This window comes from Mesorhizobium sp. B264B1B (assembly GCF_020165765.1).
Taxonomy (GTDB): Bacteria; Pseudomonadota; Alphaproteobacteria; order Rhizobiales; family Rhizobiaceae; genus Mesorhizobium.
In genome coordinates this window covers 276,627-302,747 of record NZ_JAIUIS010000008.1, presented here as the reverse complement: position 1 = coordinate 302,747, position 26,121 = coordinate 276,627, and the positions used below count along the sequence as shown (strand labels likewise).

The 26,121-nt window shown below is 64.6% G+C and carries 25 protein-coding genes and 1 tRNA gene; 21 read left to right on the top strand and 5 right to left on the bottom strand.

Going from position 1 to position 26,121, the window contains the following annotated elements:
• Positions 1-29: 29 nt before the first annotated feature.
• Positions 30-437 carry a F0F1 ATP synthase subunit epsilon gene (locus LB547_RS18940; RefSeq protein WP_140492977.1) on the top strand — a complete coding sequence of 136 codons (408 nt, stop codon included), beginning with the start codon at positions 30-32 and terminating at the stop codon, positions 435-437.
• A 53-nt stretch (positions 438-490) separates the two neighbouring features.
• Here the strand turns inward: LB547_RS18940 and LB547_RS18935 are convergent, their stop codons facing one another.
• The gene (locus tag LB547_RS18935) at positions 491-1,981 is read right to left on the bottom strand and encodes a mannitol dehydrogenase family protein (RefSeq protein ID WP_140566759.1); all 1,491 of its coding nucleotides are present in this window, start codon (positions 1,979-1,981) and stop codon (positions 491-493) included.
• A 307-nt stretch (positions 1,982-2,288) separates the two neighbouring features.
• On the opposite strand from LB547_RS18935, the gene LB547_RS18930 reads away from it, so the two are divergent.
• The 7 genes from LB547_RS18930 (at position 2,289) to LB547_RS18900 (ending at position 7,947) form a co-directional block, all read left to right on the top strand.
• A complete protein-coding gene (locus LB547_RS18930; RefSeq protein ID WP_140560744.1) occupies positions 2,289-3,266 on the top strand; it encodes a TRAP transporter substrate-binding protein in 978 nt (325 codons plus the stop codon).
• 79 nt (positions 3,267-3,345) lie between these two features.
• Entirely contained in the window at positions 3,346-3,897 is a 552-nt protein-coding gene (locus LB547_RS18925; RefSeq protein WP_140493500.1) for a TRAP transporter small permease, read from the top strand.
• Positions 3,898-5,178: a TRAP transporter large permease gene (locus LB547_RS18920; protein ID WP_140560745.1), complete on the top strand. Its 1,281-nt coding sequence runs from the start codon at positions 3,898-3,900 to the stop codon at positions 5,176-5,178.
• A gap of 8 nt (positions 5,179-5,186) precedes the next feature.
• Positions 5,187-5,963, top strand: coding sequence for a FadR/GntR family transcriptional regulator (locus tag LB547_RS18915; protein ID WP_140518248.1), 777 nt, complete (start codon positions 5,187-5,189; stop codon positions 5,961-5,963).
• A gap of 22 nt (positions 5,964-5,985) precedes the next feature.
• Complete coding sequence (gene kduI, locus LB547_RS18910; protein WP_140560746.1) at positions 5,986-6,837, top strand: 5-dehydro-4-deoxy-D-glucuronate isomerase; 852 nt, start codon at positions 5,986-5,988, stop codon at positions 6,835-6,837.
• Positions 6,834-7,598, top strand: a complete 765-nt coding sequence (kduD, locus tag LB547_RS18905; RefSeq protein WP_140518250.1) for a 2-dehydro-3-deoxy-D-gluconate 5-dehydrogenase KduD — start codon at positions 6,834-6,836, stop codon at positions 7,596-7,598. The genes kduI and kduD overlap by 4 nt, the downstream gene beginning before the upstream one ends.
• Before the next feature lie 10 nt (positions 7,599-7,608).
• Positions 7,609-7,947, top strand: coding sequence for a cupin domain-containing protein (locus LB547_RS18900; RefSeq protein ID WP_140518251.1), 339 nt, complete (start codon positions 7,609-7,611; stop codon positions 7,945-7,947).
• Between the two features lie 238 nt (positions 7,948-8,185).
• Here the strand turns inward: LB547_RS18900 and LB547_RS18895 are convergent, their stop codons facing one another.
• Positions 8,186-9,607: a coniferyl aldehyde dehydrogenase gene (locus tag LB547_RS18895; RefSeq protein WP_140685994.1), complete on the bottom strand. Its 1,422-nt coding sequence runs from the start codon at positions 9,605-9,607 to the stop codon at positions 8,186-8,188.
• Between the two features lie 189 nt (positions 9,608-9,796).
• On the opposite strand from LB547_RS18895, the gene recQ reads away from it, so the two are divergent.
• Entirely contained in the window at positions 9,797-11,638 is a 1,842-nt protein-coding gene (gene recQ, locus LB547_RS18890) for a DNA helicase RecQ (protein WP_224702938.1), read from the top strand.
• Between the two features lie 79 nt (positions 11,639-11,717).
• Here the strand turns inward: recQ and LB547_RS18885 are convergent.
• Positions 11,718-11,807, bottom strand: a tRNA-Ser gene (locus tag LB547_RS18885).
• A 573-nt stretch (positions 11,808-12,380) separates the two neighbouring features.
• On the opposite strand from LB547_RS18885, the gene LB547_RS18880 reads away from it, so the two are divergent.
• From LB547_RS18880 to LB547_RS18870, 3 genes are all read left to right on the top strand, one after another.
• Positions 12,381-13,049 (top strand): 50S ribosomal protein L21, encoded by a 669-nt coding sequence (locus LB547_RS18880; RefSeq protein ID WP_140517511.1) that lies wholly within the window; start codon positions 12,381-12,383, stop codon positions 13,047-13,049.
• Between the two features lie 100 nt (positions 13,050-13,149).
• On the top strand, positions 13,150-13,419 hold the full coding sequence (rpmA, locus tag LB547_RS18875; protein WP_140493012.1) for a 50S ribosomal protein L27: 270 nt from the start codon (positions 13,150-13,152) through the stop codon (positions 13,417-13,419).
• Positions 13,420-13,556: 137 nt separating this feature from the next.
• On the top strand, positions 13,557-14,144 hold the full coding sequence (locus LB547_RS18870) for a GNAT family N-acetyltransferase (RefSeq protein ID WP_181173480.1): 588 nt from the start codon (positions 13,557-13,559) through the stop codon (positions 14,142-14,144).
• Between the two features lie 194 nt (positions 14,145-14,338).
• Here the strand turns inward: LB547_RS18870 and LB547_RS18865 are convergent, their stop codons facing one another.
• The gene (locus LB547_RS18865; RefSeq protein WP_140493018.1) at positions 14,339-15,208 is read right to left on the bottom strand and encodes an endonuclease/exonuclease/phosphatase family protein; all 870 of its coding nucleotides are present in this window, start codon (positions 15,206-15,208) and stop codon (positions 14,339-14,341) included.
• 129 nt (positions 15,209-15,337) lie between these two features.
• Between LB547_RS18865 and obgE the strand changes: the two genes are divergently transcribed.
• The 5 genes from obgE (at position 15,338) to LB547_RS18840 (ending at position 21,042) form a co-directional block, all read left to right on the top strand.
• Positions 15,338-16,369, top strand: a complete 1,032-nt coding sequence (gene obgE / locus LB547_RS18860) for a GTPase ObgE (protein ID WP_140493021.1) — start codon at positions 15,338-15,340, stop codon at positions 16,367-16,369.
• Positions 16,370-16,376: 7 nt separating this feature from the next.
• Positions 16,377-17,516 (top strand): glutamate 5-kinase, encoded by a 1,140-nt coding sequence (gene proB, locus LB547_RS18855; RefSeq protein ID WP_140517608.1) that lies wholly within the window; start codon positions 16,377-16,379, stop codon positions 17,514-17,516.
• A gap of 3 nt (positions 17,517-17,519) precedes the next feature.
• Complete coding sequence (locus tag LB547_RS18850; protein WP_140759224.1) at positions 17,520-18,806, top strand: glutamate-5-semialdehyde dehydrogenase; 1,287 nt, start codon at positions 17,520-17,522, stop codon at positions 18,804-18,806.
• A 248-nt stretch (positions 18,807-19,054) separates the two neighbouring features.
• Complete coding sequence (locus LB547_RS18845; protein WP_140670736.1) at positions 19,055-19,642, top strand: nicotinate-nucleotide adenylyltransferase; 588 nt, start codon at positions 19,055-19,057, stop codon at positions 19,640-19,642.
• Positions 19,643-19,743: 101 nt separating this feature from the next.
• Positions 19,744-21,042 carry an MFS transporter gene (locus LB547_RS18840; protein ID WP_140517515.1) on the top strand — a complete coding sequence of 433 codons (1,299 nt, stop codon included), beginning with the start codon at positions 19,744-19,746 and terminating at the stop codon, positions 21,040-21,042.
• Here the strand turns inward: LB547_RS18840 and LB547_RS18835 are convergent, their stop codons facing one another.
• On the bottom strand, positions 21,043-21,894 hold the full coding sequence (locus tag LB547_RS18835; RefSeq protein ID WP_140759226.1) for a mechanosensitive ion channel family protein: 852 nt from the start codon (positions 21,892-21,894) through the stop codon (positions 21,043-21,045). It abuts the gene before it with no gap.
• Between the two features lie 242 nt (positions 21,895-22,136).
• Between LB547_RS18835 and rsfS the strand changes: the two genes are divergently transcribed.
• From rsfS to LB547_RS18815, 4 genes are all read left to right on the top strand, one after another.
• Positions 22,137-22,514 (top strand): ribosome silencing factor, encoded by a 378-nt coding sequence (rsfS, locus tag LB547_RS18830; RefSeq protein WP_135902362.1) that lies wholly within the window; start codon positions 22,137-22,139, stop codon positions 22,512-22,514.
• Positions 22,515-22,598: 84 nt separating this feature from the next.
• A complete protein-coding gene (gene rlmH, locus LB547_RS18825) occupies positions 22,599-23,081 on the top strand; it encodes a 23S rRNA (pseudouridine(1915)-N(3))-methyltransferase RlmH (protein WP_140517517.1) in 483 nt (160 codons plus the stop codon).
• A 167-nt stretch (positions 23,082-23,248) separates the two neighbouring features.
• Entirely contained in the window at positions 23,249-24,628 is a 1,380-nt protein-coding gene (locus tag LB547_RS18820) for a murein hydrolase activator EnvC family protein (protein WP_140662830.1), read from the top strand.
• Position 24,629: 1 nt separating this feature from the next.
• Positions 24,630-25,961 carry a S41 family peptidase gene (locus tag LB547_RS18815; protein WP_181165202.1) on the top strand — a complete coding sequence of 444 codons (1,332 nt, stop codon included), beginning with the start codon at positions 24,630-24,632 and terminating at the stop codon, positions 25,959-25,961.
• Positions 25,962-26,121 lie beyond the last annotated feature (160 nt).

Sequence of the window (26,121 nt, the reverse complement as noted above, 5' to 3'; positions counted from 1 at the left end):
ACTCACTATTCCCTACTCGCTAAATCGACATGGCAGAAGCTTTCAAGTTCGAACTGGTCTCGCCGGAGCGCCTGCTGGTTTCCGCAGAGGTCGAGGCAGTCGTCATTCCGGGTGCGGAAGGCGAGATGACCGTGATGGCGCATCACGCACCGGTCATGACAACCATCAAGCCGGGCGTCGTCACGGTGAAGGCTGCATCGGGCGGTGAAGAGCGTTACGTCGTCTTCGGCGGTTTCGCCGACATCGTTCCGGCCGGCTGCACGCTGCTGGCGGAATCGGCTGTCGCGGTGAAGGATGTCGACCGCGCCGATCTCGCGCGCCGCATCCAGGAAGCCAGGGAAGACGCCGCCGACGCCAAGGACGACCGGTCGCGCACGAAGGCCGAACAATTCCTCAGCCAGCTCACCACGCTGGAAGGCGCCATCCTGCCGGCTTGAGGCTGGCACCAGTAGTCGACTGAAAAGCGGGGCCTTGCCTCGCTTTTTTGTTTTTAAATGCCCAATGCCGCGAAGGCCTGAGCCGGTCCGCCACAGCGCAACTGCTCGAGATGGACGGCCGCAAGGTCCATCAATCCTGGCCGCTCAGGCGCCCCGGTCGCGAAGCCGGCGAGATCGAACACTGCCGCGACGGTTTCGGCAGCGGGCAGATTCCGGTCAATGATCGCCGTCATCGGCATGTCAAGCGGATCGGTAAAATGGCCGTCGGGCAAGGATTTGCCGCGCGCTTCGCAGGCGGCGATCCAGGCGGCAACCGCCAGCATGAGATGTCCGGGCGCGGCGCCTGAATGGAGGCGCTCGATCGCGGAGGCCATGATGCGCTGCGGCAGTTTCTGGCTGCCGTCATTGGCGATCTGCGCGGTGCGGTGGGCAAGTGCTGTGTTGGAGAAACGCTGGGCAAGCTCTGCCGTATAGCTCGCGGTATCCAGCCCGGCATCGGTGGGCAGCGTCGGGATTGCCTCGGCCCACAGCGCATCGACAAAGCGCCTGATCGCCGGATCGGCGAAGGCGCGGTCGACGGTGGCGTGTCCGCTGAGCAGGCCGAGATAGGCAATGGCCGAATGCGCTCCATTGAGCAGTCTCAGCTTCATGTCCTCGAAGGGCCTGACATCCCCGACCATGGTGACGCCGAACTTTTCCCAGGCCGGGCGGCCTGCCGGAAAATTGTCCTCGACCACCCACTGGCGGAACGGCTCGGTCATGACCGGCCAGGCGTCGTCGACGCCGAGCTCGAGAGCGATCCGCGCCCGGTCGGCATCGGTCGTGGCCGGCACGATGCGATCGACCATGCTCGAGGGAAACGCGACCTCGTCGGCGATATGGCCGGCAAGCCTGGTAGCGCCCTTCTCACCGAGGCTGGCATCGCGCAGCGTGGCGAATTCCACCAGCAGCCTGTGCAAGGTCGCCCCGTTGGCAGGCAGGTTGTCGCAGCAGAGCACGGTGAAGGGCTGAAAGCCGGTCGCGCGACGGCGTGCAAGCGCCTCGGCCAGAAAACCGTGCGCGGTCTTCGGCAGATGCGGGTTCGCCAGATCGTGGGCGATATCAGGGTGGGCTGCGTCGAGCCCGCCGCCGGCGGCCCGCAGATAGGCTTTCTCGGTGATGGTCAGCGTCACGATGCGGGTGCGCGGATCGGTCAGCGCGGCCAGCACGGCGGCGGGATCTTCCGGCGCCACCAGCATCGCGCCGATGGAGCCGATGACATGAAGACTTTCCTCGCCCCCGCTGCGGATCGCCAGCGTGTAGAGCCCGTCCTGCGGCGCCAGCGCATCGCGCGTCTCGGCACTGCGCAGCGACACGCCGACGATGCCCCAATCCGTTTCTCCGGCAGCCAGGCAATCGTCGACATAGGCTGCCTGGTGGGCGCGATGAAAGGCGCCGACCCCCAGATGCACGATGCCTTGCGTGACCGATGCGCGATCAAAACGCGGCACGGCGATCCTCGCCGGCAACGTCGTGATCGTATCCTTCGAAAGACGCCTGTTCATTGCTGTGCGAAGTCCCCGATTGGCCTTTGGGAGCCGCCCCGTAAGGTCGGCGAAGGAGAAACGGCAGCGGCGTAACATCCACTGCCGTCCCACACAATGGCCGGTTGCCGATCCAAAGTCATCATACAACAATCCATTTTTTGTATGTTGACATTATTTCCTTGCGACCCTACCGATAGCGCCTCTTGGGAGGATCACCGTGGCACTGACCGATGCGGATTTGCTGTTTCGCGCCGACGTGCGTCCACGCTCGCTCGCCCGCACCGGCTCTGAGTCGGCGCCTTGATTTTTGAAAAGGGAGGAAGTCATGTTGCATTTTTCGAAATTGACGGCGGCTACATTCGCGTTCGGCTCGCTGCTGATCGGCATCGCCAACGCGCAAACCGTGCTGCGGTCGGCCGACACGCACCCCGACGGCTATCCGACGGTCGAGGCGGTAAAATACATGGGCGAGCTGATCAAGCAGCGCACCGATGGCCGCTATTCGGTCGAGGTCTATCATTCGGCGCAGCTCGGCGAGGAGAAGGACACGATCGAGCAGACCCAGACCGGCGTCATCGACCTCAACCGTGTCTCGATGGGGCCGTTCAACGGCATCGTGCCGGAAACCGCGGTGCCGTCGCTGCCCTACATATTCCGCTCGGTCGAACATATGCGTCATGTCATGGACGGGCCGATCGGCGACGACATACTGAAAGCCTTCGAGGCACATGACCTGGTCGGTTTGGCATTCTACGATTCCGGCGCGCGCTCCTTCTACAACACCAAGAAGGACATCGCCTCGATCGCCGACCTGAAGGGCATGAAATTCCGCGTCATCCAGTCGGACGTGTTCGTCGACATGGTCAACGCACTGGGCGCCAACGCCACGCCAATGGCTTATGGCGAAGTCTATTCGGCACTTGAGACCGGCGTCATCGACGGCGCGGAAAACAACTGGCCGAGCTTCGAATCCGCCAAGCACTATGAGGTCGCCAAGCACTACACGCTCGACCAGCACCAGATCGTTCCGGAAGTGCTGGTGATGGCGAAGGCGAGCTGGGACAAGCTCTCGCCGGAAGACCAGACGATCGTGCGCCAGGCGGCCAAGGACAGCGTCGTCAAGATGCGCGAACTGTGGGACGCGCAGGAGAAGAAATCCCGCGACATCGTCGAAAAGGCAGGCGTCAAGGTCAGCGAGATCGACAAGCAGCCGCTGATCGACGCGATGAAGCCGGTCTACGACAAATACCTGTCGACGCCGGCGCTGAAGGACCTCGCCGCCCGCGTCCAGGCAACCAAGTGAAGTCGGCCGCGGGGCGGGCAATGCACGCCGTCCCGCGCCTTCGTGACCGGCCGGCGATCGGGAGGATCAGATGGCGACAATGACAAGCAGCGCGGCGCCGCCACGGTTCAGCGTCGTGCTTTCGAGGATCTGCGACGGGGCACTCTACCTGGCCGGCATCGGCTTGGTCGCCATGACCGCGCTCGTCGCCTATCAGGTCTTCTTCCGCTTCGTGCTCAATTCGTCGCCGAGCTGGACCGAAACCAGCGCCATCATGCTGATGAACTGGTTCATCTTCCTCGGCGCCGCCGTCGGCGTGCGGGAGAACTACCATATGGGGTTCGACGTGCTGCTTTATGTCCTGCCGAAAGGCAGCAAGGGAGCGTTGCGCACGCTGTCCGACCTGATCGTGCTCGGCTTCGGATTCGGCATGGTCTGGTACGGCTGCAAGCTTGTCGGCCTGACCTGGCACACCATCATCCCGGCGCTCGAGCTGCCGGGCGGCTTCGACTATCTGCCGCTGGTCGCCGGCGGCGTGCTGATCTGCCTGTTCTCGGCCGAGCGCATCGCGCTGCGCTGGTCGGGCGTCGATATCGACAAGGACATCAATCTCGAGGACGTGCCGGAGATGCCGGCGGTGCAGGAGGCCTAGATGGAGCTCTGGATCCTGTTCGGCGTCTTCACGCTGCTGATGTTCGGCGGCACGCCGATCGCGTTCTGCCTCGGTGCGGCCTCCTTCGCCACCGTGCTCTATCTCGGCCTGCCGCCCCTGGTCGTGTTCCAGCAAATGAAGTCGGGCATGAGCGCGTTCTCCCTGATGGCGATCCCGTTCTTCATCTATGCCGGCGATCTGATGGTGCGCGGCGGCATCGCGCAGCGCATCGTTTCCTTTGCCGGCTCCCTGGTCGGCCATGTCCGAGGCGGTCTCGGCCAGGTCAACATCATCGCCGGCACGCTGTTCGGCGGCATTTCCGGCTCGGCCGTGGCCGAGGCCGCGGCCGTCGGCGGGCTGATGATCCCGCAGATGAAGGCACGCGGCTATGGCGCCGACTATGCCGTCAACGTCACCTCGATGGCGGCGCTGATCGCGCTGCTTTTGCCGCCATCGCAGAACATGATCATCTATTCGATCGCCGGGGGCGGCAAGATTTCGATCGCCGACCTGTTCACCGCCGGCATACTACCGGGCCTTTTGTTCGCCGCCTCGCTGATGGTCACCGCCTATTTCGTCGCCCGCAGCCGCGGCTATCCGGTCGAGGCCTTCCCCGGTTTTTCGCGCGTCGGGCAGCTGGCGCTCATCGCTATTCCCGGACTGCTCCTGATCGGCATCATCTTCGGCGGCGTCCGCTCCGGAATCTTCACAGCGACGGAGAGTTCGTGCATCGCCATTCTCTACGCCTTGCTTGTTACCGTCCTCGTTTATCGTTCGATGGGCTGGAGCGATTTCGTCCACGCCACCAAGGGCGCCGTGCGCACCACTTCCATGGTGCTGTTGATCATCGGTACGGCGGCTTCTTTCAGCTGGCTGATGGCCTATCTCAAAGTACCGGTGCTGCTGATCGCCGGCATGAATGCGATCTCCACCGACCCGCTGGTCGTGCTGCTGCTGCTCAATGTCCTGATGCTGGTGCTCGGCACCTTCATGGACATGGGGCCGATGATCATCATCTGCACGCCGATCTTCCTGCCGCTTGTCACGCATTATGGCGTGGATCCTGTGCATTTCGGCGTCATCACCATTCTCAATCTCGGCATCGGGCTGAACACGCCGCCGGTCGGCACGGTGCAGTTCGTCGCCTGCGCCGTCGGCAAGATCACGGTCTGGGAAGCGATGCGCTCGATCTGGCCGTTCTATGGCGCCGGTATCGTGGTTCTCGGGCTGGTGACGTATATTCCGGCCATCTCGCTCTGGTTGCCGAGCGTGTTCAAATAGAGGACGACATGGCATTGGATAGCGCAACCGACCTCAGGGTCGAGAGAAAACCCAAACTGTCGGAGACCGTCGTCGCGGCAATTCGCAGGCAGCTTCAGGCAGGCGAGATCCTGCCCGGCCACAAACTGCCGACCGAGGGCCAGTTGACCGAAACCTTCGGCGTCAGCCGCACCGTCATCCGCGAAGCCCTGGCCAAGCTCGCCGCCGATGGCCTGGTCGAGCCGCGGCAGGGCGCCGGCGTCTTCGTCACAGAGCACATCTCGACGATGTTCGGGGCGCTCGCGGCCGATATGGGCAGCAAGGATTCGATCGCACTCAACGTGCTCGAAGTGCGGCTCGCCATCGAGATCGAATCGGCCGGGCTCGCCGCTATCCGCCGCAACGCGGCCCAGGAAGCGGCGATCCAGGAAGCCTTCTTCGAGTTCGAGCGGCTGTTGCTCGCCAGCGAGCCGACCGGTCCGGCCGATCTCGCCTTCCATCGCGCCATCGCCAGCGCCACCAATAACCCGTTCTATGTCGAGATGCTCGACGTGCTCGGCCGGCGCGCCATTCCGTGCGATGTGACCTCGCCCTGGTCGACCGAGCTTGTGCAGTCCGACAGCTATCAGCGCGGGCTGCAGCGTGAGCACCTGGTGATCCTGAACGCGATCACATCGGGCGATGCCGAAGCCGCGCGCGAGGCGATGCGCACGCACCTCTCGGCCAGCCAGCAGCGCTATCGCGAGCGCCTGCATGCGCGGCAGGTCTATTATTCCGACTCGGTCAAGGCGGCCGGCGGCGAATGATCCATCTCAAGTCAGGACAGCAATGAGCCAGAACCATACCGACTACACATCGCGCTTTGCCATCGACCCCGCCGCCGCCGCGGCCATGGGGACCGACGAGTTGCGCCACAATTTCCACATCGAAGACCTGTTCCAGCCCGGCCGCGTCAGCCTGACCTACACACATTACGACCGCATGATCGTGGGCGGCGCGATGCCGGCCGGCGCGCCGCTTCGGCTGGAGGCAATCAAGCCGACTGGAACGAAAGGCTTTCTCGAGCGCCGCGAGTTGATCGCCGTCAATATCGGCGGCGCCGGCACGATCGAAGCCGGAGGCCAGCTCCATGAGCTGCAGGCGCGCGACATGCTCTATCTCGGCATGGGCACGCAGGATGTGTCATTCGCCTCAGTCGACAAGGCGGCGCCGGCAAAGTTTTATCTGCTCAGCGCGCCGGCGCATCAAACCTTTCCCAGCCGGCTGATCCGCATCGGTGACGCCAGGCGTCTCGATCTCGGCAGCAAGGAGGCCTGCAATGAACGCTCGATCTTCCAGTTCATCCATGCCGACGGGGCCAGGACCTGCCAGCTCGTCGTCGGGATGACGCAACTCGCGCCGGGCTCCATCTGGAACACCATGCCGTGCCATGTGCACGACCGGCGCATGGAGGCCTATCTCTATTTCGACCTGCCGGAGGCGGCGCGCGTCTTCCATTTCATGGGCGAGCCGGACGAGACCCGCCATATCGTCATGCGCAACGAGGAGGCCGTGCTGTCGCCCGGCTGGTCGATCCATTCAGGCGCCGGCACCTCCAGCTATGCCTTCATCTGGGCGATGGCCGGCGACAATGTCGACTACACCGATGTCGATCCGGTTGCGATGGAAGACCTGCGGTGAGCGATTTCTCCGCCTTCAGCCTGACCGGTCGGCGCATCCTCGTCACCGGCGCCAACACCGGAATCGGCCAAGGCATTGCCGTCTCGATCGCGCGCGCCGGCGGCATGGTCGTCGGCGTCGGCCGCTCCTCGATGGATGAGACGGCCGCAAGGATCGCCGCGGCGGGCGGTCGGTTCGAGGCGGTCGCGGCCGACCTTGCCGACACATCCGCCGCAGGTCCGATGCTGGAGCGCGTCTGGGACGAAAGCGGGCCGCTCGACGGGCTGGTCAACAATGCCGGCATCATCCGGCGCGCCGACGCCGTCGATCTCTCGGAAGCCGATTGGGACGAGGTGCTCGACCTCAACCTGAAGACGGCTTTTCTGCTCTGCCAAGGCTTCGCCAGGCGCGTCCTTGCCGGCGGACGCAGGGGCAAGATCGTCAACATCGCCTCGGTGCTGAGTTTCCAGGGCGGCATCCGCGTCGCGTCCTACACCGCCTCGAAGCACGGCGTGCTCGGCATCACCCGGCTGCTCGCCTGCGAATGGGCAGCGAAAGGTATCAACGTCAACGGCATCGCGCCGGGCTATATCGAAACCAACAATACGCAGGCGCTGCGCGCCGATCCCGACCGCAGCGCCTCGATCCTGGCGCGCATTCCGGCCGGCCGCTGGGGCCGGCCGGAAGACATTGGCGATGCGGCGGCCTTCCTGCTGGCGTCGGCGTCGGACTATATGCATGGCGCGGTGGTGCCAGTGGACGGCGGCTGGCTGGCGCGATGAGGATATTGCGATGAGCGAAACGAAAATCTTCTCCCAGGCCGGCGCGGGCGCCTGGACGGCGACGCCGGATGGCAACAGGCGGCGCGTTCTCCTGCACACGGATGAACTGATGATGGTCGAGTTCGCCTTCGACAAGGGCGGCGTCGGCGCCCTGCATTCGCATCCGCATGTACAGGCAAGCTACGTCGCCGAGGGCCGCTTCGAGGTGACCATCGACGGCCGGACCGAAATCATCGAGACAGGCGGCAGCTTCATCGTGCCGTCAGGCCTGGTGCATGGCGTCAAGGCGCTCGAAGCCGGCCGGCTGGTCGACAGCTTTACGCCGCACCGCGCCGATTTCCTCGCCTGAGGGCCGGCCATGCGATGAGCGATGGACGCTCGTTTCGGCGCGCTGTTTCCAAATGAAAAACCCGCGCCTCCGGAGAGGCGCGGGTCTGTTGCCTGGGCGCTTGCGCGCCGCGGTACTCGAAACGTGGCCGCAGGAAATGGAGCCTGCCGAATCATGGTGAAGATAGGCTTAACGCGCGGACGCCATGTGATAGCGCCGCCATGTGATCGCGTCGCCGGCGGCGGGCGCCGCACGGCGTTCAAGTGATGTGCCTGAGCAGGCCGAAAAGCCGTTCGAAGGTCCTGCCATAGGGCGGACGCAGAAGGCTCCCCGCGCTCAAGCGCGACTGCAGGAAAACCGGCTTCACCTTGCTGAAGGTGCGAAAGCCCCATTCCCCGTGATAGGCGCCCATGCCGCTGGCGCCGACGCCGCCGAAGGGTTGGTTCTCCTGCACCAGATGCAGCATGCAATCGTTGATGGTGACGCCGCCGGCGATGGTCTCGTGCAGGATGCGTTGCTGGTTGCCGCCGTCTCGCCCGAACCAGTAGAGCGCCAGCGGCCGGTCGGCCCGGTTGACATGGGCGATGGCGTCGTCGATCCCGGCATATTCGAGGATCGGCAGCACCGGCCCGAAAATCTCTTCGCGCATCAGCCGCAGGTCGGGATCGGCGTTCCTGACCAGGGTCGGCGGCAATTTGCGGCCTGCGGCGCCGAACGCCTCGCCGGCCGGGTTGATTTCGATGACATCGGCGCCGGCGTCTCGGGCCTCCGCGATCATGGCCCGCAGGCGCTGATAATGCCGGTCGCTGACGATGGCGGTATAGTCCGGATTGTCGCGCAGGCTGGGGTAGAGCTTCGCCATAGCCGCCGCGAGTTTCTCTGCCACGATGCCTGACTGTCCCTTGGGCACCAGCAGGTAGTCCGGCGCGATGCAGGTCTGCCCGGCATTGAGGAGCTTGCCATAGGCGACGCTGGCCGCCGCCGCATCGAGGTCGCATGAGGGGTCGAAGATTGCCGGCGACTTGCCGCCGAGTTCCAACGTGACTGGAGTGAGGTTGGCCGCGGCGGCCAATGCGACCTCGCGGCCGACGGCCGTCGAACCGGTGAACAGCAGGTGATCGAAAGGCATCGACACGAAAGCCTTGCCGACCTCCGCGTCGCCGGTGATGATGCCGAGTTCGTCCGGTGCGAAATGCTCGGCGGCCAGGCGCGCCAGCAGCGCTGAAAAGGCGGGCGTCAATTCGGAGGGTTTGACCAGCACGCGATTGCCGGCGGCGAGCGCCGCGGTGACCGGCGCGACGGCGAGCTGGAAAGGGTAATTCCAGGGCGATACGATGCCGACGACACCGAGCGGCTGCGGGACGAGGCGGTTCCTGCCCGGCAGAAACGGCAAGGTGGTGGCGACGCGGCGTTCCCGCATCCAGCCTTTCAGGTGAGACAGCGCGTGGCGGATGCCGGCCCGCACCACGAACAGCTCGGCAAGGCGGGTCTCATGAGCCGAGCGGCCGCCGAAGTCGGTGTCGATTGCCGCGCAGATGTCGGCCTCATGCTTTTCCGTGAGCGCCAGCAGCCGGACGAGGCGATCCTTGCGGACATCGAGGCCCGGAAAGGGCTGCGCCTCGAAGGCGGCGCGCTGCTGCTTGAAGCGTTCGCCGAGAGCATCCTGTCTGGTCTGCAGCATCGCTCTCTCCCTGGTCGTCCCGGGCAAGCTTACATCGCAGCACGTGAGAGAATCCAGCAGGGGTGCTGATGTCGGAAGGGAAGGCACGAATTGGGGCCGGTGGACATGCCACCCCGCGCATCCGCGGATAGCGTTCCGGCGATCTTCGCTTTAAGAACGTTGCCTCAGCCAAACGGGGACCATTGCGAGATGCCAATATCGACGGCGAGCGTTCCGCCGGATGCACCAGACCCCAAGCAACGCGTGTTGAAGGACGTGTTCGGCTTCGACGATTTTCGTCCCGGCCAGGCCGAAATCATGGACGCGCTGCTGGGCGGACGCCATGTGCTGGCCGTCATGCCGACGGGTGCGGGCAAATCGCTCTGCTACCAGGTTCCGGCGCTGGTCCTGGGCGGCCTTGCCATCGTCGTCTCACCGCTGGTTGCGCTGATGCAGGATCAGGTCGCGGCGTTGCGCCTTGCCGGCGTGGCAGCCGATACGATCAACTCCTCGATCGAGCGCGAGGCCAATGTCGCGGCATGGCGCCGTGTCGCCTCCGGCCAGACGCGCCTGCTCTACCTCGCGCCGGAGCGGCTGATGACGGAGCGGATGCTCGACGCGCTGGCCAGGCTCGACGTCAGCCTGATCGCCATCGACGAGGCGCATTGCATCTCGCAATGGGGTCCGGCGTTCCGGCGCGAATATGAGGATCTGTCGCGGCTGCGCTCCATTTTCCCGCAAGTGCCGATCATCGCGCTGACGGCGACGGCGGACGAGGCTACCCGCATCGATATCGAAGCGCGTCTGTTCGCCGGGCGCGCCGAAACCGTGGTGCTGGGTTTCGACCGGCCGAACATCAAGCTTGCCCTTGAGGCCAAGCAGGACAGCAAGCGCCAGTTGCTGCGCTTCGTCGAGCGTCACGCAGGCAAAAGCGGCATCGTCTATTGCCTGTCGCGCAAGAAGACCGAGGAGATGGCGGCCTTCCTCGAGAAGAACGGCGTCACCGCGCTCGCCTATCACGCCGGGATGAGCAAGGAAGCGCGCGAGGCGAATCAAAACGCCTTCATGACGCTCTCCGGCGTCGTCATGGTGGCGACCATCGCCTTCGGCATGGGCATCGACAAGCCCGACGTCGCCTATGTCTTCCACACCGACCTGCCGGGCAGCCTCGAAGCCTACTATCAGGAGATCGGCCGCGCCGGCCGCGACGGGCGGGCAGCCGAGGCGCATATGCTCTACGGGCTCGGCGATATCCGCATGCGGCGCCTGTTCATCGACGACGAAGAATCATCACCTGAGCACAAGAGGCGCGGGCATCGCCGGCTCGATACGTTGATCGGCTATTGCGAGGCGGTACAGTGCCGTCGGCAGATCCTGCTCGGCTATTTCGGCGAACAGGCAGCGCCCTGCGGCAATTGCGACAACTGCCTCGACCAGGCGCCGCGCGCCGATGGCGGAGCGGAAGCGCGGATCATCCTGGCGGCCGTCGCGCAGACCGGCGAGCGCTTCGGCGCCGCCCATATCATCGACATACTGCTCGGCCACGAGACGGAGAAAGTACTGGCGAGAGGCCATCAAACGCTGACCAGTTTCCGGGCCGGCGCGGCGCATAGGAAAACGGTCTGGCTGTCGCTTATCCGGCAACTGGTCGCCGGCGGATTCCTTGTGCCGGATCCGGACGGCCATGGCGGCCTCGCCATTTCCGAAAGCGGCCGCGCCCGCGGGCGCGGCGAGGTTGCGTTCCATTATCGCGTCGAGATGCGGGACCCTCTCGCGCGCGGCAGGAAGCGATCCGGGGAAGGCTCCGCCGCCGGCGCCGAGGGTGTGGATGCATCGCTGCTGGGCGCGCTCAAGGCGCTGCGGCTACGGCTGGCCAAGGAGCGGCAGGTGCCGGCCTATGTCGTGTTCTCCGACCGCACGCTGATCGACATGGCCGAACGCCGCCCGCGCGATCTCGACGCGTTCGCCGAGGTGAATGGCGTGGGAGCGGCAAAGCTTAGGGAATTCGGGGAGATTTTTCTGGGCGCAATCGCGGGACATCATCCGAATTGAGCTGAACCGGTTGGCGCGTCACGCCCAGGCTACAGCGGGTAAACTGTTACCCATGTCTCCGGGCTGTACAGAAGCAGGATGGCGGAGAGGGAGGGATTCGAACCCCCGATGGGCTTGCACCCATGCCGCATTTCGAGTGCGGTGCATTCGACCACTCTGCCACCTCTCCGCGGTCATGGTCGGCCGTTGCCGGCGCGGCGCACTAGATAACGGCTGAACGGGCAGGTTACAAGGCCAAATCCGCCGGAAAGTCAGCTTGCGTCAGAGGCTGGCCCGGAGCGACGCCGTCCCGACCGCGGTAGACGATGCCGGACACTGCGCCGGCCAGGAAACCGGCCAAGATTTCGAACTCCGATTAACGAGGCATAGGGACGCCAGTCCGGCGGTGCCGGCGACCTCCTGATAGGAATTTTTTCTTGACGGGATGAAGGCAACTATGGTAGAGATCTGGTTATGGTGCTGAGTTGCGCCAGGGACCCGCCGCACAGGCGGGTTTTTCCGTTCAAGGCTCCATCACCAGCGCGCCGACGAAGCTCCGAAGGAACCCGTTAGCCCGGATTCGTTGCCCTGAGAATCTGGCCGTTTGCCTTGACTCGCAACAAACCTTCGGTTAGGGACAGCGCGCAATCGGCGTGGAGGGTTCTTCCGCGCCGCTTGTTTTTTGAACCCGCAGACTGACAAAAAGACGGCCGAACCGCCACAGGCGGTTCATCGAGGCCGACCGAACAGCGAAAGGCAAAAAATGTTCGCAGTCATCAAAACGGGCGGCAAGCAGTATCGCGTCGCCGCCAACGATCTCCTGAAGATCGAAAAAGTCGAAGCCAATGTCGGCGATATCGTCGAGATCGGCCACGTGCTCGCGCATGGCGAGGGCGAGAATGTCACGTTCGGCGCACCGTTCGTCGACGGCGCGGTTGTCACCGCCGAGGTCGTCGAGCAGGGCAAGAACCGCACGGTCATCGCCTTCAAGAAGCGCCGCCGCCAGAATTCGCGCCGCAAGATCGGCCATCGCCAGTTGCTGACCACGGTCAGGATCTCCGAGATCCTGCTGGGTGGCGCCAAGCCGGCCAAGAAGGCCGCTGCCAAGGCGGAAGCCAAGGCCGAGGTAGCCGCCGACGCGGCGCCGAAGGAAGCCAAGGCCAAGAAGGACGCCCCGAAGGAAGAGGCAAAGGCCGAGACCGCGGCAGCGCCGCTGTTCAAGGCGCCGAAGGGCGAGCCGGACGATCTGACCGTGATCAAGGGCATTGGCCCGGTCGCCGCCAAGGATCTCAACGAACAGGGCATCATCACCTTCGCGCAGCTCGCCAAGCTGACCGAGAAGGATGTGGCCAAGATCGACGAGAACATGCCGTTCAGCGCCGACCAGATCAAGGACTGGCGCGAGCAGGCCAAGGAACTGGCGAAGAAGTAAGGCGAACCGGCGCGAAACGTCGCCGGATCGGACTTGAAACGGAACGCGAACGCGTTCATAAGACCATTCAAGCGCCCCTGGGCGCATCGGAGTTAGTTAAATGGCACACAAGAAAGCTGGCGGCTCGTCGCGCAACGGTCGCGACTCGCATTCCAAGCGTCTGGGCGTGAAGAAGTTCGGCGGCGAAGCCGTCATCCCGGGCAACATCATCATTCGTCAACGCGGCACCACCTGGCATCCCGGCGTCAACGTTGGCATGGGTACCGACCATACGCTTTTCGCGCTCGAAGCCGGCGCCGTGACGTTCAACAAAAAAGCCAACGGCCGAACCTACGTATCGGTCAACCCGATTACCAAAGCAGCGGAGTAGCCGGTTCCGCACCACAACACCGGCAGCCCATCTCGGGAACCGGTGTCTGGAAGCCAGAAGGTTTGGCAAAGCCAGGAAAAGGATCAAGGGAGATGGGTTTCCATCTCCCTTTTTTCTTGTGCCTGGAGGACTTTGACATGGTTGCCGAAGCGGAAGACTCAGAAGACGAAAGTTATGCGATCGATTGCCCGGTGCTGGCCACCGAGCGGCTGGTGATGCGGGCTCCGCGCGAAAGCGACATCGCGCAATTGGTCGAGCTCGCCGACAACCGTCATGTCGCCGAGATGCTGGCGCGCATGCCGCATCCCTATGGCGAGGCCGAGGCACGCGCTTTCCTGGCCATGACCAAGTCGCGCCGCGCCGGCATCGCCTATGCGCTGACGCTGGCGGGCACCGAAACCTTCGTTGGCTGCGCCGGATTGAATACCACCGACCGCGGACTGGAGCTCGGCTACTGGATCGGTGAGCCCTATTGGAAGCGCGGCTTCGCCACCGAGGCGTCGCACGCCCTGGTCGATCTCGCGTTCCAGCGGACAAACATCCAGGTGCTTCATGCCTCGACGCGGGTCATCAATCCGGCCTCGCGCCGGGTGATCCACAAATGCGGCTTCCAGTACGCCGGCCAGGGCATGCTGAACTCGATCGTCGCCGGCCAGGTGCCCGTCGAGCGTTACCGCCTCGACCGGAAGACATGGACCAGCCTGCGCAACTGGGTACATTTTTGATGTGTGCCGATATTCAGGTGAGGCCGGCCTGCAAACGCTGATTTTCTGCGCTTCCGGTGCTCGCGTACGTTAAGTACGCTCCGCTCCGGTTCTCGAAAACCAACGTTTTCGGCTCGGCCTGACCTGAATCTCAGCACACATCGGCGCTGGGCCTCTGGTTAAAGGTTCGGAAAGAATCGTGCATCGATTTGGGCTCAGCCCAGTTCGGCCCATACCGGCAGATGGTCCGAGCCAACAGCCTTTCGGTCGACCCACAGGCGCTTCAGCGACCGGGCAAGCGAGGCGCTGGTGAAGATATAGTCGATGCGCTTGTGGCGGTCGGTATTGCCGGGGTCCTTGGGGTCGACCCAGCTGACGAGATCGTCGCCGGCGACATTGAGGCGCACGGCGGCGTCGACGGCGAAATCAGCGGTCAGCGGCATGCCGAATTCGTGGTCCGGCCGGCCGGCGAGTTCGACATATTCAGGCGATCCGGCCAGCATGTTGAAGTCGCCCATGCCGACGAAAGCCTCGGGATGCGGCAGTTCCGGCAGGCCGATCTCGGCGACGCCGGACAGCGCGCCGCCTTCAAGCGCATAGTTCAACAGGCGCCGGCGCAGGAACTGGATCTGGCTGGCGCGCTCGACCGGGCTGCGGTGATCGAGATGGATGGAATAGAAGCGGATGAAACCAAGCGGCGTCTCGATCAGCGCCTCCAGCGCGCCGCGCTGGAAGTTCATCATCTCGAAGCTGCGGCTGCGCGGCAGGAGCAGGTTGCGCGACAGATGAATGGGCGTCTTCGACAACACCATGTTGCCGAGCTGGAAGGTGGTGGTGATGGCGCGGCCGTTCTCGATGCGCGAGCCGATATTGGCCTCGAAATTGCTGCCATAGACGGCGAAATAGTCGGGCAGCGCTTCGCCGATCTCGGCGACCATGTCGCGTCCGCCGTTCCTGGGATTGTTGCGGGTGACCTCCTGCAGCGCGATGACATCGGCGCCGCGCACGGCGTCGGCGATACGCCCGACATCGTACTGCCCATCGAGGCCGATGCCGTACTGGATGTTGTAGGTTACAAGCTTCATGCCGACATCTCCGGCCAACCCCACGCGGCCACTGTCACAAAACGGCCTCGCCCTTCGCCGCGCCTTGGTTTAGAGCAAGGCGCAAGGTTTAGAGCAATGCCGCAAGGCCAATAAAGAAACTGCTGTCCGATGAAATTTCTCGATCAAGCCAAGGTCTATGTCCGCTCCGGCGACGGGGGCGCGGGTTCCGTGTCGTTCCGGCGCGAGAAATTCATCGAGTTCGGCGGACCGGACGGCGGCGATGGCGGCCGCGGCGGCGACGTCTGGCTGGAAGCGGTCGACGGGCTGAACACGCTGATCGACTACCGCTACCAGCAGCATTTCAAGGCCAAGACCGGCACTCATGGCATGGGCCGCAACATGACCGGCGCCAAGGGCGCCGACGTCACGCTGAAAGTGCCTGCTGGAACGCAGGTGTTCGAAGAGGACAACGAGACGCTGATCTGCGACCTCACCGTGGTCGGCCAGCGCTTCCTGCTGGCCAAGGGCGGCAATGGCGGCTTCGGCAACCAGCACTTCAAGACCTCGACCAACCAGGCGCCGCGCCGCGCCAATCCGGGTCAGCCCGGCGAGGAGCTCAACATCTGGCTCAGGCTGAAGCTGATCGCCGATGCCGGGCTGGTCGGGCTGCCCAATGCCGGCAAATCGACCTTTCTCGCCTCCGTCACCGCCGCCAAGCCGAAGATCGCCGACTATCCCTTCACCACGCTGCATCCCGGCCTGGGGGTGGCACGCATCGATGCGCGCGAATTCGTCATCGCCGACATTCCCGGCCTCATCGAAGGCGCGCATGAAGGCGTCGGCATCGGCGACCGCTTCCTTGGCCATGTCGAGCGCACGCGCGTGCTGCTGCACCTGGTCTCGGCGCAGGAAGAAAATCCGGGCAAGGCCTACAAGACCGTGCGCGCCGAACTCGAAGCCTATGGCCATGGCTTGACCGACAAGGCCGAGATACTGGCCCTTTCGCAGGTCGACACGCTCGATGCGGATGAGCGCAAGAAGAAGGTCGCGTCGCTGAAGCGCGCCGCCGGCCGTGCGCCGATGCTTCTGTCGGCGGTCACCGGCGAAGGGGTCGAAGCGGTGCTGCGCGCGCTGATGGCGGTCGTGGCCGAAGCGCGCGACGCGATCGCGGCGCCGGTCGACACGCGCTGGGAAAAATAGCATGACCGTGCAGTCGCTGAAGAAATACCGGCGCATCACCGTCAAGATCGGTTCGGCGCTTCTGGTCGACCGCACCGCCGGGCTGAAGCGCGACTGGCTGGCGTCGCTGGCCGACGACATTGCCGTGCTGGCTCAAGGCGGCGCGGAAATCCTGGTCGTGTCGTCGGGCGCCATCGCGCTGGGCCGTACCATTCTGGATCTTGGAAAAAGGGCGCTGAAGCTCGAGGAGAGCCAGGCGGCCGCAGCCGTCGGCCAGATCGCGCTGGCCGGCGCCTGGTCGGATGCGCTCGGCAAGGGCGGGTTGAAATCGGGCCAGATCCTGCTCACGCTTGGCGACACCGAGGAGCGCCGCCGCTACCTCAACGCCCGGGCGACGATCTCGACGCTCTTGAAGATGAAGGCGGTGCCGGTCATCAACGAGAACGACACCGTGGCGACCTCCGAGATCCGCTATGGCGACAATGACCGACTGGCCGCGCGGGTGGCGACGATGATGGGCGCCGACCTTTTGGTGCTGCTCTCGGATATCGACGGTCTCTACACCGCGCCGCCGGCGCGTGACCCGGAGGCCAAATTCGTCGCGGTGGTCGATCGCATCACGCCTGAGATCGAAGCGATGGCGGGTGCCGCGGCTTCCGAACTGTCGCGCGGCGGCATGCGCACGAAGCTCGACGCCGGTAAGATCGCCACTGCGGCCGGCACGGCCATGATCATTACCGCCGGCACGCGGCTTTCGCCGCTGATGGCGATCGAGCGCGGCGAGCGCGCCACCTTCTTCCGGCCGAGCGCCAACCCGGTGAAAGGCTACAAGAGCTGGATCGCCGGCCAGCTCGAACCGGCGGGAAGGCTCACCGTCGATGCCGGCGCCGTCGGGGCGCTGACATCGGGCAAGTCGCTGCTGCCGGCCGGTGTGAAGCTGGTCAGCGGCAATTTCTCGCGCGGCGATACGGTGGCGATCCTGTCGCCCGAGGGTCGCGAGATCGCCCGCGGGCTGGTTGCCTATGATGCCGCGGATGCCGTAAGGATCGCAGGCCTGAAGACAACCGAAATCGAGACCGTGCTCGGCTACGAGGCGCGTTCGGCGATGATCCACCGCGACGACCTTGTGGTCAGCCTCGCGGGCGACCAAGTAACGAGCGGAGGATGAGCCATGCTGAAGCTGCATGAAAAATCCCGGAACGATACAGTGGCGACCATGGCCGACCTCGGCCGCCGTGCCCGCGCCGCCGCACGACCGCTGGCCATCGCCACGACAGCCGCCAAGAACGCGGCACTTGCCGCCATGGCGCAGGCGATCATCGCCCGCGAGCGAGCCATACTCGACGCCAACGCCAACGACATCGCGAACGGGCATGAAGCCGGCCTCTCGGCGTCCTCCATGGACCGGCTGAAACTCAATCCCGCCCGCATCCGCGCCATGGCCGAAGGCATTCGCGAAATTGCCGAACTCGGCGATCCGGTCGGTGACGTGATCGCCAGTTGGGAGCGGCCGAACGGCCTCAGGATCGAGCGCGTGCGCACGCCGCTCGGCGTCATCGGCGTCATCTATGAGAGCCGGCCGAACGTCACGGCGGATGCCGGCGCGCTCTGCCTCAAGGCCGGCAACCCGGTGATCCTGCGCGGCGGCTCGGATTCGCTGAACTCGTCGTCGGTGATCCACGCCTGCCTGGTCGACGGCTTGAAGGCAGCCGGCCTGCCTCAGGACGCCATCCAGCTTGTGCCGACCGCCGACCGCGCCGCCGTCGGCGAAATGCTGAAGGGCCTCGGCGGCAATCTCGACGTCATCATCCCGCGCGGCGGCAAGAGCCTGGTCGAGCGGGTGCAGACCGAGGCGCGGGTGCCGGTCTTCGCGCATCTGGAAGGCATCTGCCATCTCTATATCGACCGCTCGGCCAAGCTCGACATGGCGGTCGGCATCGCCGTCAACGCCAAGATGCGGCGCACCGGCGTCTGCGGCGCGGCCGAAACGCTGCTGGTCGACCGTGCGGTTGCCTCCACCCACCTGGTGCCGATCCTCGACGCCTTGCGCGCCGCCGGCTGCGAGATCCATGCCGATGCCGAGGTGATGAAGCTGTTCTTCGACGCCAAGCCGGCGACCGATGCCGACTGGGTCACCGAATATCTCGACGCCATCATCGCGGTGAAGCTGGTCGACGGCGTTGATGACGCGATCGAGCATATCGAGACTTTCTCCTCACACCATACCGAGGCGATCGTTGCCGAGGATGCGCAGGCGGTGGAACGGTTCTTCAACGAGATCGACTCGGCGATCCTGTTGCACAATGCCTCAACACAGTTCGCCGATGGCGGCGAGTTCGGCATGGGCGCCGAGATCGGCATCGCCACCGGCAAGATGCACGCGCGCGGGCCCGTTGGCGTCGAGCAGCTGACCTCGTTCAAATACCGCGTGCGCGGCTCCGGACAGGTGAGGCCTTGACGCTTTTCGTCCAAAGGGCCTGAAGCTTGCGCCCAGCCACCCCCCTCTGTCCTGCCGGACATCTCCCCCGCAAGGGGGGAGATTGGCTGACATTTTTGGTTTCGCCGATCTTCAATGCCCCAAGATTTGTGCCTTCACCGAAACTGCCAATCTCCCCCCTTGCGGGGGAGATGTCCGGCAGGACAGAGGGGGGTGCCTAGCGAATGCTTTCCCTGCTTGAGCAACCTATCCCGTCCAGCTACCTCAAAATGCCGCATGCCGGCAAAGGCCTTGCCGTCGGCCTGTTCGGCGGCTCGTTCAATCCGCCGCATGCCGGCCACGCGCTGGTCGCCGAGATCGCGCTCAGGCGGCTGGCGCTCGATCAGTTGTGGTGGATGGTCACCCCGGGCAATCCGCTGAAGAACACGCACGAGCTGGCGCCGCTGGCCGAACGGCTGCGCCTGTCCGAGAAGATCGCCAAGAACCCGAAGATCAAGGTCACCGCCTTCGAAGCGGCGCATCATGTGCGCTACACCGCCGACGCGCTGGCGCTGGTCAAGGCGCGCAATCCCGGCGTCGACTTCGTCTGGATCATGGGCGCCGACAGCTTGCGCGATTTCCACCGCTGGCAGCGCTGGCGCGAAATCGTCATGACCTTCCCGATCGCGGTCATCGACCGTCCGGGCGCGACGCTGTCGTTCCTGTCGTCGGTCGTGGCCAAGACCTTCGACTATGCCCGCGTCGACGAAGGCGATGCGCCGAGGCTCGCCCGCATGAAGGCGCCCGCGTGGACCTTCATCCACGGCCCGCGCTCGTCGCTGTCGTCGACGGCTATCCGCGAGCAGGCGAAGGGCTGATCGGTACGCACAGCGCCCTTTCTTCGCAAGGAGGAAGGCAAGTCCGGCAATGTCGCTTTTGCGGCGGCCTTTCGTCATCGAATGGATGATCTTGCGCTGATATGACCACTCTCGTGAAAAGCCAAACCGAAACGGAACCGAGGCACGGCGACACGCCCACGCCGCTGATCGCGATTGCCAGCGTCGTGGTGTCGATGGCGCTGATCGCCATCGGCAACGGGCTGATGTTCGCCTACATCCCCGTCCGGCTCGGCGTGGAAGGCTTCGATCCGACCTGGGCCGGTCTGATCGTCACCGGTCTGTCGGCGGGTGGTCTCGCCGGCTGCATCCTGACCGGACCGCTGGTGCGCAGGGTTGGCCATGCCCGTGCCTTCATGGTGCTGTCGGCGCTGATCGCGCTGTCGAATGCCGCAATCGGCGCCGGGCCGCACCCCCTGTTGTGGATCGCGGCGCGCGCTCTCTACGGCTTTGCCATATGCGGGCTTTTCATCGTCGCGCAGAGCTGGCTCAACGATGCCGTCGCCAATGCCATACGCGGCAGGGTAATGGCCGTCTTCTACGTCGCCTATGTCGGCGGGCTCGGCATCGGCTATGCGACGCTGGCGCTGGTCGACATCAGGACGGCGGATGCATCGCTGATCGGCATAGCCTTCACCGCGCTATCCATCCTGCCCGTCGGGATGACCCGGCTGGCCCAGCCGCCGGCGCCGCAGGCGGCATCGGTGGCGCTGCGCCGGGCCTGGCGGATTTCGCCGGTCGGCGTCGCCGGCATGCTGGCGGTCGGCGGCCTGTCCATGTCGATTTCCGGCTTTGCGCCGATCCACGCCACCGCGAAGGGGTACAGCCAGGCCGACGTGGCGCTGCTGCTTTCGGTGATGCCGCTCGGCACGCTGATCCTGCAGGTTCCGCTCGGCTGGATTTCCGACCGCACCGATCGCCGCTATGTGCTGGTCGCGGCATCCGCGATCGCCGCGGCGGCAGGGATGTTTGCGCTCGGCTTCGACGGCGGTACGCTGGCGGTGCTGCTGGTGATTTATGTGATGTGGGACGGCGCCTCGGAATCGATCTACTCGTTGGCCAGTGCCCACGCCGCCGACCGCGCCGGCAAGGACGACATGGTGGCGCTGTCGAGTTCCTTGTTGTTTGCCTGGTCGCTGTCCGGCTTCATCGTGCCGGGCATCGTGACCGCGCTGTCAGCCGTCTTCGGCACGCAGGCCTTCATCTATGTAACAGTGGTCATCGCCTGCGTCTTCTGCCTGTTCGTGCTTTTGCGCGTGTTCACCGCGCGGCCGGTGCCGGCAACCGAAACCGGCAGCTTCGCGCCGATGACGGCGCAAGCGCCATTGCCGGTGGAACTCGCCTTCGCGCCGGACGAACAGCACCGGCACAGGGGCGATTGACTATTGCCGGCGGGTTTCCGGCGCCGGGACCTGCGGTGGCGGCAGCGGGATCGATATGCGTTCGCGGTCGAACTCCTGCTTGGCCCGCTTGGTGAGGTCGGCCTGGGCGGCGAAGAAATCCGCCGATGATGTCCAGTAGCGCAAGGTGATCGAGACGGTGCTTTCGCCCAATGCTGCGACAAAGGCGGTCGGCGCCGGCTCACGCTTGATGCGGCGCTCGGCGGCGGCGATCGCAAGCAGCGTCTTCTGGGCGCGGTCGATGTCGTTCCAGGAGCCGATCGAGAGGGTGATGTCGCCGCGCCGCACGCCGTTGCGCGAAAAATTGCGCACCGGCTGGTTCCACAGCGTCGAGTTGGGCGCCAGGATGTAGACGCCTTCGGCGCTCCGGAGCTTGGTGGCGAAAAGGCCGATTTCCTCGATCGAGCCGGCAATGGACCCGACTTCGACGGATTCGCCGATGCGGAACGGCCGCAATGCCAAAAGCATGATCCCGGCGGCAATGTTCTGCAGCGTGCCTTGCAGCGCCAGGCCGATGGCCAGGCCGATGGCGCCGATCGCGGCGATGATCGAGGCCGTCTGCACGCCGAACTGGCCGAGCACCATGATGACGACCAGGACGAGGATGGCATAGCGGACGATCTTGGAAAAGAAGTGCCGCAGCGTCTGGTCAAAGCCATGGATGTGGCCCAGGCCGGCAAAAATCGAACGCTCGGCAAAGCCGGCGACGATGTAGCCGACAACCAGAAGGATGACGGCGCCGACCGCCGAAAGGGAATAGGAGACAATGAGCGCGCTGAGCTGAGAGAGCCCCGCCTGCACGGTCAGGAGGGCATTTTGCGGGTCGATCGGCATAATGGGATTCCGGTTGATCAATCAGCCGATAACCCCTGCGGAACGCCTGGGTTCCGATCTTTTGCGTGTCGCGCGGAACAAGCGGAGCCTCAATGAGTTCGCATGGAAGCGGGGCTCCGTCTTGAAACTGCAACGGAACTCTGCCTATCTAAGCGGTGTCACCCGCTTTCAGGGGTGATTTGGTTGTTCTTGCTGCGAAAGGAAATACACTGAGAACAGCACTGCGGAAGAAGGCCGACATCGTGCCTTCGCCGGCCGGGATCAGCGTAAACGACGCCGTGTCCCGCGCCATCAAGACAGTCCTTGCCAGTCTGGAAGACTCCAAGGCCGAAAACATCGTCTCAATCGACATTCAGGGAAAATCGAGCCTCGGCGACTACATGGTCGTCGCGTCGGGTCGATCGCACCGTCATGTCTCGGCTGTTGCCGATCATCTCCTCAAGGCGTTGAAGGATGCCGGCCTCGGCACGGCGCGTGTCGAGGGGCTGTCCGGCGCCGACTGGGTCCTGATCGATTCAGGCGACATCATCGTCCATGTCTTCCGCCCCGAAGTCCGCGAATTCTACAATCTCGAAAAGATGTGGCAGGCGCCGGACCTCGAGGAAGAGACCTTGCACTGAGCCGGTTGGTTTGGATGCGTGCCGTGGTTCCTGGCCCATTGACGATTTTCGGGCGACACGCATCGGCCGCCCTCTGAGGCGAGGATGAAGATTACCGTTCATGCCGTGGGCCGGATGAAAAGCGGCCCCGAGAGAGAACTCGCCGACCGCTATTTCGAGCGTTTCTCCAAGAGCGGCCCGGCTGTCGGCCTCGAATTCTCCGGCATCGCCGAGATCGCCGAAGGCCGCGCCCAGAACGCCGATGAACGCCGGCGCGATGAAGGCGCAAGGCTGCAGGCGCAGTTGCAGCCCGGCTCGGCGCTGATCCTGCTCGACGAGCGCGGCAAGAACCTGTCCTCGGAAGATTTCGCCGGCCGCATCGGCCAGTTGCGCGACGCCGGCCGCAAGGCGCTGGCGCTGGCCATAGGCGGCGCCGATGGCCATGATCCGTCGTTGCGCGCCCAGGCTGAGCTGGTGATGTCTTTCGGTGCGCTGACATGGCCGCACCAATTGGTGCGGGTGATGCTGGCAGAGCAGCTCTACAGGGTCTCGACAATCCTGTCCGGCCACCCCTATCACAGAACCTGAAGGTCGCATCGCACCGAATTCCGCCCCAATGCCGCGCAAGATCACGGCTTCGGGCCGGCTTTCCCTATTTTGCTCACCGGTGTGCGAAACCGCTGCACAGTTTTGGGCGATGCGCATTAATATGGTTGATGGTTCGTTAACGAAGCCGCAGATAGAGTCCGTCCCGCATGGCTGAAGGCTGGAAATCGACGACAGGCTCATCGACAGCGGGCTCCTGGCGCGCGCGCTGCGGCATCGCGGCGGCGGTGGTCATCCTGTCGCTCAATGCCGCATGGGCCGAGAACACGCTCGACATGGCCCCCGATCCGGACCAGAGCCGCGCCGAATACGAACAGATCTCCAAGGAGATAAGCCTGTCGTCCGAGCGGCTGGCCAAGCTGGCCGCCGACATCGCCGCGGTCAAGAAGGACCACGCCTCGATCACCGCCGCGCTGATCCAGTCGGCGATGACCGAACAGAAGCTTGGGCAGGATATCGAGGACATCGGCGCCAAGCTGGAGGGGCTGAAGACCCAGCAGCAGAAGATCCGCGCCTCGCTGATGGCGCGGCGCGACGTGCTGGCGGAGGTGCTGGGCGCATTGCAGCGCATGGGGCTGAACCCGCCGCCGGCGATCCTGGTCAAGCCGGAGGACGCGCTGTCGTCGGTGCGCAGCGCCATCTTGCTTGGCGCCGTGGTGCCTGAATTGCGCCAGCAGACCGACAGGCTCCTGGCCGACCTCAAGGAGCAGACAAGAGTGACGGCCTCGATCGAGGCCGAGCGGGCACGGCTGACGGCGGCGGTCGGCGAGCAGACTGCGGAAAAGAAGCGGCTCGGCATGCTGCTGGAAGCCAAGCAGAAGCTCGAAGCCGACACGCAGGCGCAGTTGTCGGCCGAGCGACAGCATTCCGAGGCGCTCGCGGCCAAGGCCAGCAGCCTGAAGGAATTGATCGCCTCGCTCGAAGCCCAGGCCGAACGCAACCGCAAGGCCGCGGATGCCGCAAAGGCCGCGGAGGCCGGCCAAGCCGGCGGCGACAAGGCGGGCGGCGACAAGGCGGGCAGGGATAAGGCGGGCGGCGATATGACGGCGTCGCTGCCGGTTCCCGAGGCCAACCGGCTTGCCGCTGCGGCACCCTTCTCGGCGCTGCAAGGACAGATCGCGCTGCCGGTCATCGGCCGCATCAAACGCCGGTTCGGCGCCGAAGACGGTAACGGCGCGGTGATGCTTGGGGACATGGTTGCGACACAATCGGGCGCCATCGTCACCGCACCGGCGGATGGGAATGTGCTTTATGCGGGGCCGTTTCGCTCCTACGGTCAACTCTTGATCCTGAATGCCGGCGACGGTTATCATGTCGTCCTGGCGGGGATGAGCAGAATCAGCGTCGCAACCGGCCAATCAGTGCTCGCAGGAGAGCCGGTCGGTGCGATGGGAGAGGCCCGGGTGGCAAGCACCTCGGCTTCGAAGAATGGAAATGCCACGCCGGAGCTCTATGTCGAGTTCCGCAAGGATGGAAAACCCGTCGATCCGGCCCCATGGTGGGCGGACCGTTTTTCTGGAAGGACGTGAAATGATGCGGAAACTGTCGCTTCTGTTTGCCGGTGCGCTGATGGGCGCGTCCGCCATGAGCCTGGTCTATGGCGCGCCCGGCTCGGCAGCGAACGCTGCGGGGTCGGAGACCTACAAGCAACTGGCGATCTTCGGCGATATCTTCGAGCGGGTGCGGGCGCAGTATGTGACGCCGCCCGACGACAAGTCGCTGGTCGAGAACGCCATCAACGGCATGCTTGCCTCGCTCGACCCCCACTCCTCCTACATGAACGCCGAGCAGGCGCAGGACATGCGCGTACAGACCAAGGGTGAGTTCGGCGGCCTCGGCATCGAGGTCACCATGGAGAACGATCTGGTCAAGGTGATCACGCCGATCGACGATACGCCGGCCGCCAAGGCGGGCGTGCTGGCCGGCGATTACATCGCCAAGATCGACGGTGAGGAGGTTCGTGGCCTGACGCTGAACGACGCGGTCGACAAGATGCGCGGCCTGGTCAACACGCCGATCAAGCTCACCATCCTGCGCCAGGGCGCCGACAAGCCGATCGAGCTGACGGTGGTGCGCGACATCATCAAGGTCAAGGCGGTCAAGTTCCGGGTCGAAAACGACATCGGCTACATGAAGATCACCTCCTTCACCGAAAAGACCTATGACGACCTCGAGAATGCCATCGACACCATCAAGAAGCAGGTGCCGAACGACAAGCTCAAGGGCTATGTGCTCGATCTGCGCCTCAATCCCGGCGGTCTGCTCGATCAGGCGGTAAGCGTATCGGACGCCTTCCTCAACCGTGGCGAGATCGTTTCGACGCGCGGCCGCGATCCCAAGGACGTTACCCGCTTCGACGCCAAGTCCAAGCAGGTCGACGATATCGGCGGCAAGCCGCTGATCGTGCTGGTCAATGGCGGATCGGCCAGTGCGTCCGAAATCGTCGCTGGCGCGCTGCAGGACCTGCGCCGCGCCACGGTGGTCGGAACGCAGTCCTTCGGCAAGGGTTCGGTGCAGACCATCATCCCGCTTGGCGAGAACGGCGCGCTCAGGCTGACGACGGCGCTCTATTACACGCCGTCCGGCAAGTCGATCCAGGGCAAGGGCATCACGCCCGACATCAAGGTCGACCAGCCGCTGCCGCCGGAACTGCAGGGCAGGGACCTGACGCGCGGCGAATCCGACCTCAAGGGCCACATCAAGGGTGCCGACGAGAGCTCGACCGGTTCGGGCTCGGCAGCCTATGTGCCGCCGGATCCGAAGAACGACCTCCAGCTCATCTATGCCGAGCAGCTTCTGCGCGGCCAGAAGACCGATCCGTCCTTCCCGCCCAATCCGCAGAAGGCTGTCCTCAACCAGTAACAGGTGGCGGCCAACAACGGGTCTGGCCGCCCGATGGAAGCAATGCGATGCTGCCGGGACCGAAAGGTTCCGGCAGTTTGATTCGGGGGTAACGCGAATCCCTCGATACAGGGCGCCAGGGGTGCGCCGGGGTTGAAGAATTCGCGCATGTCTCTTCGAA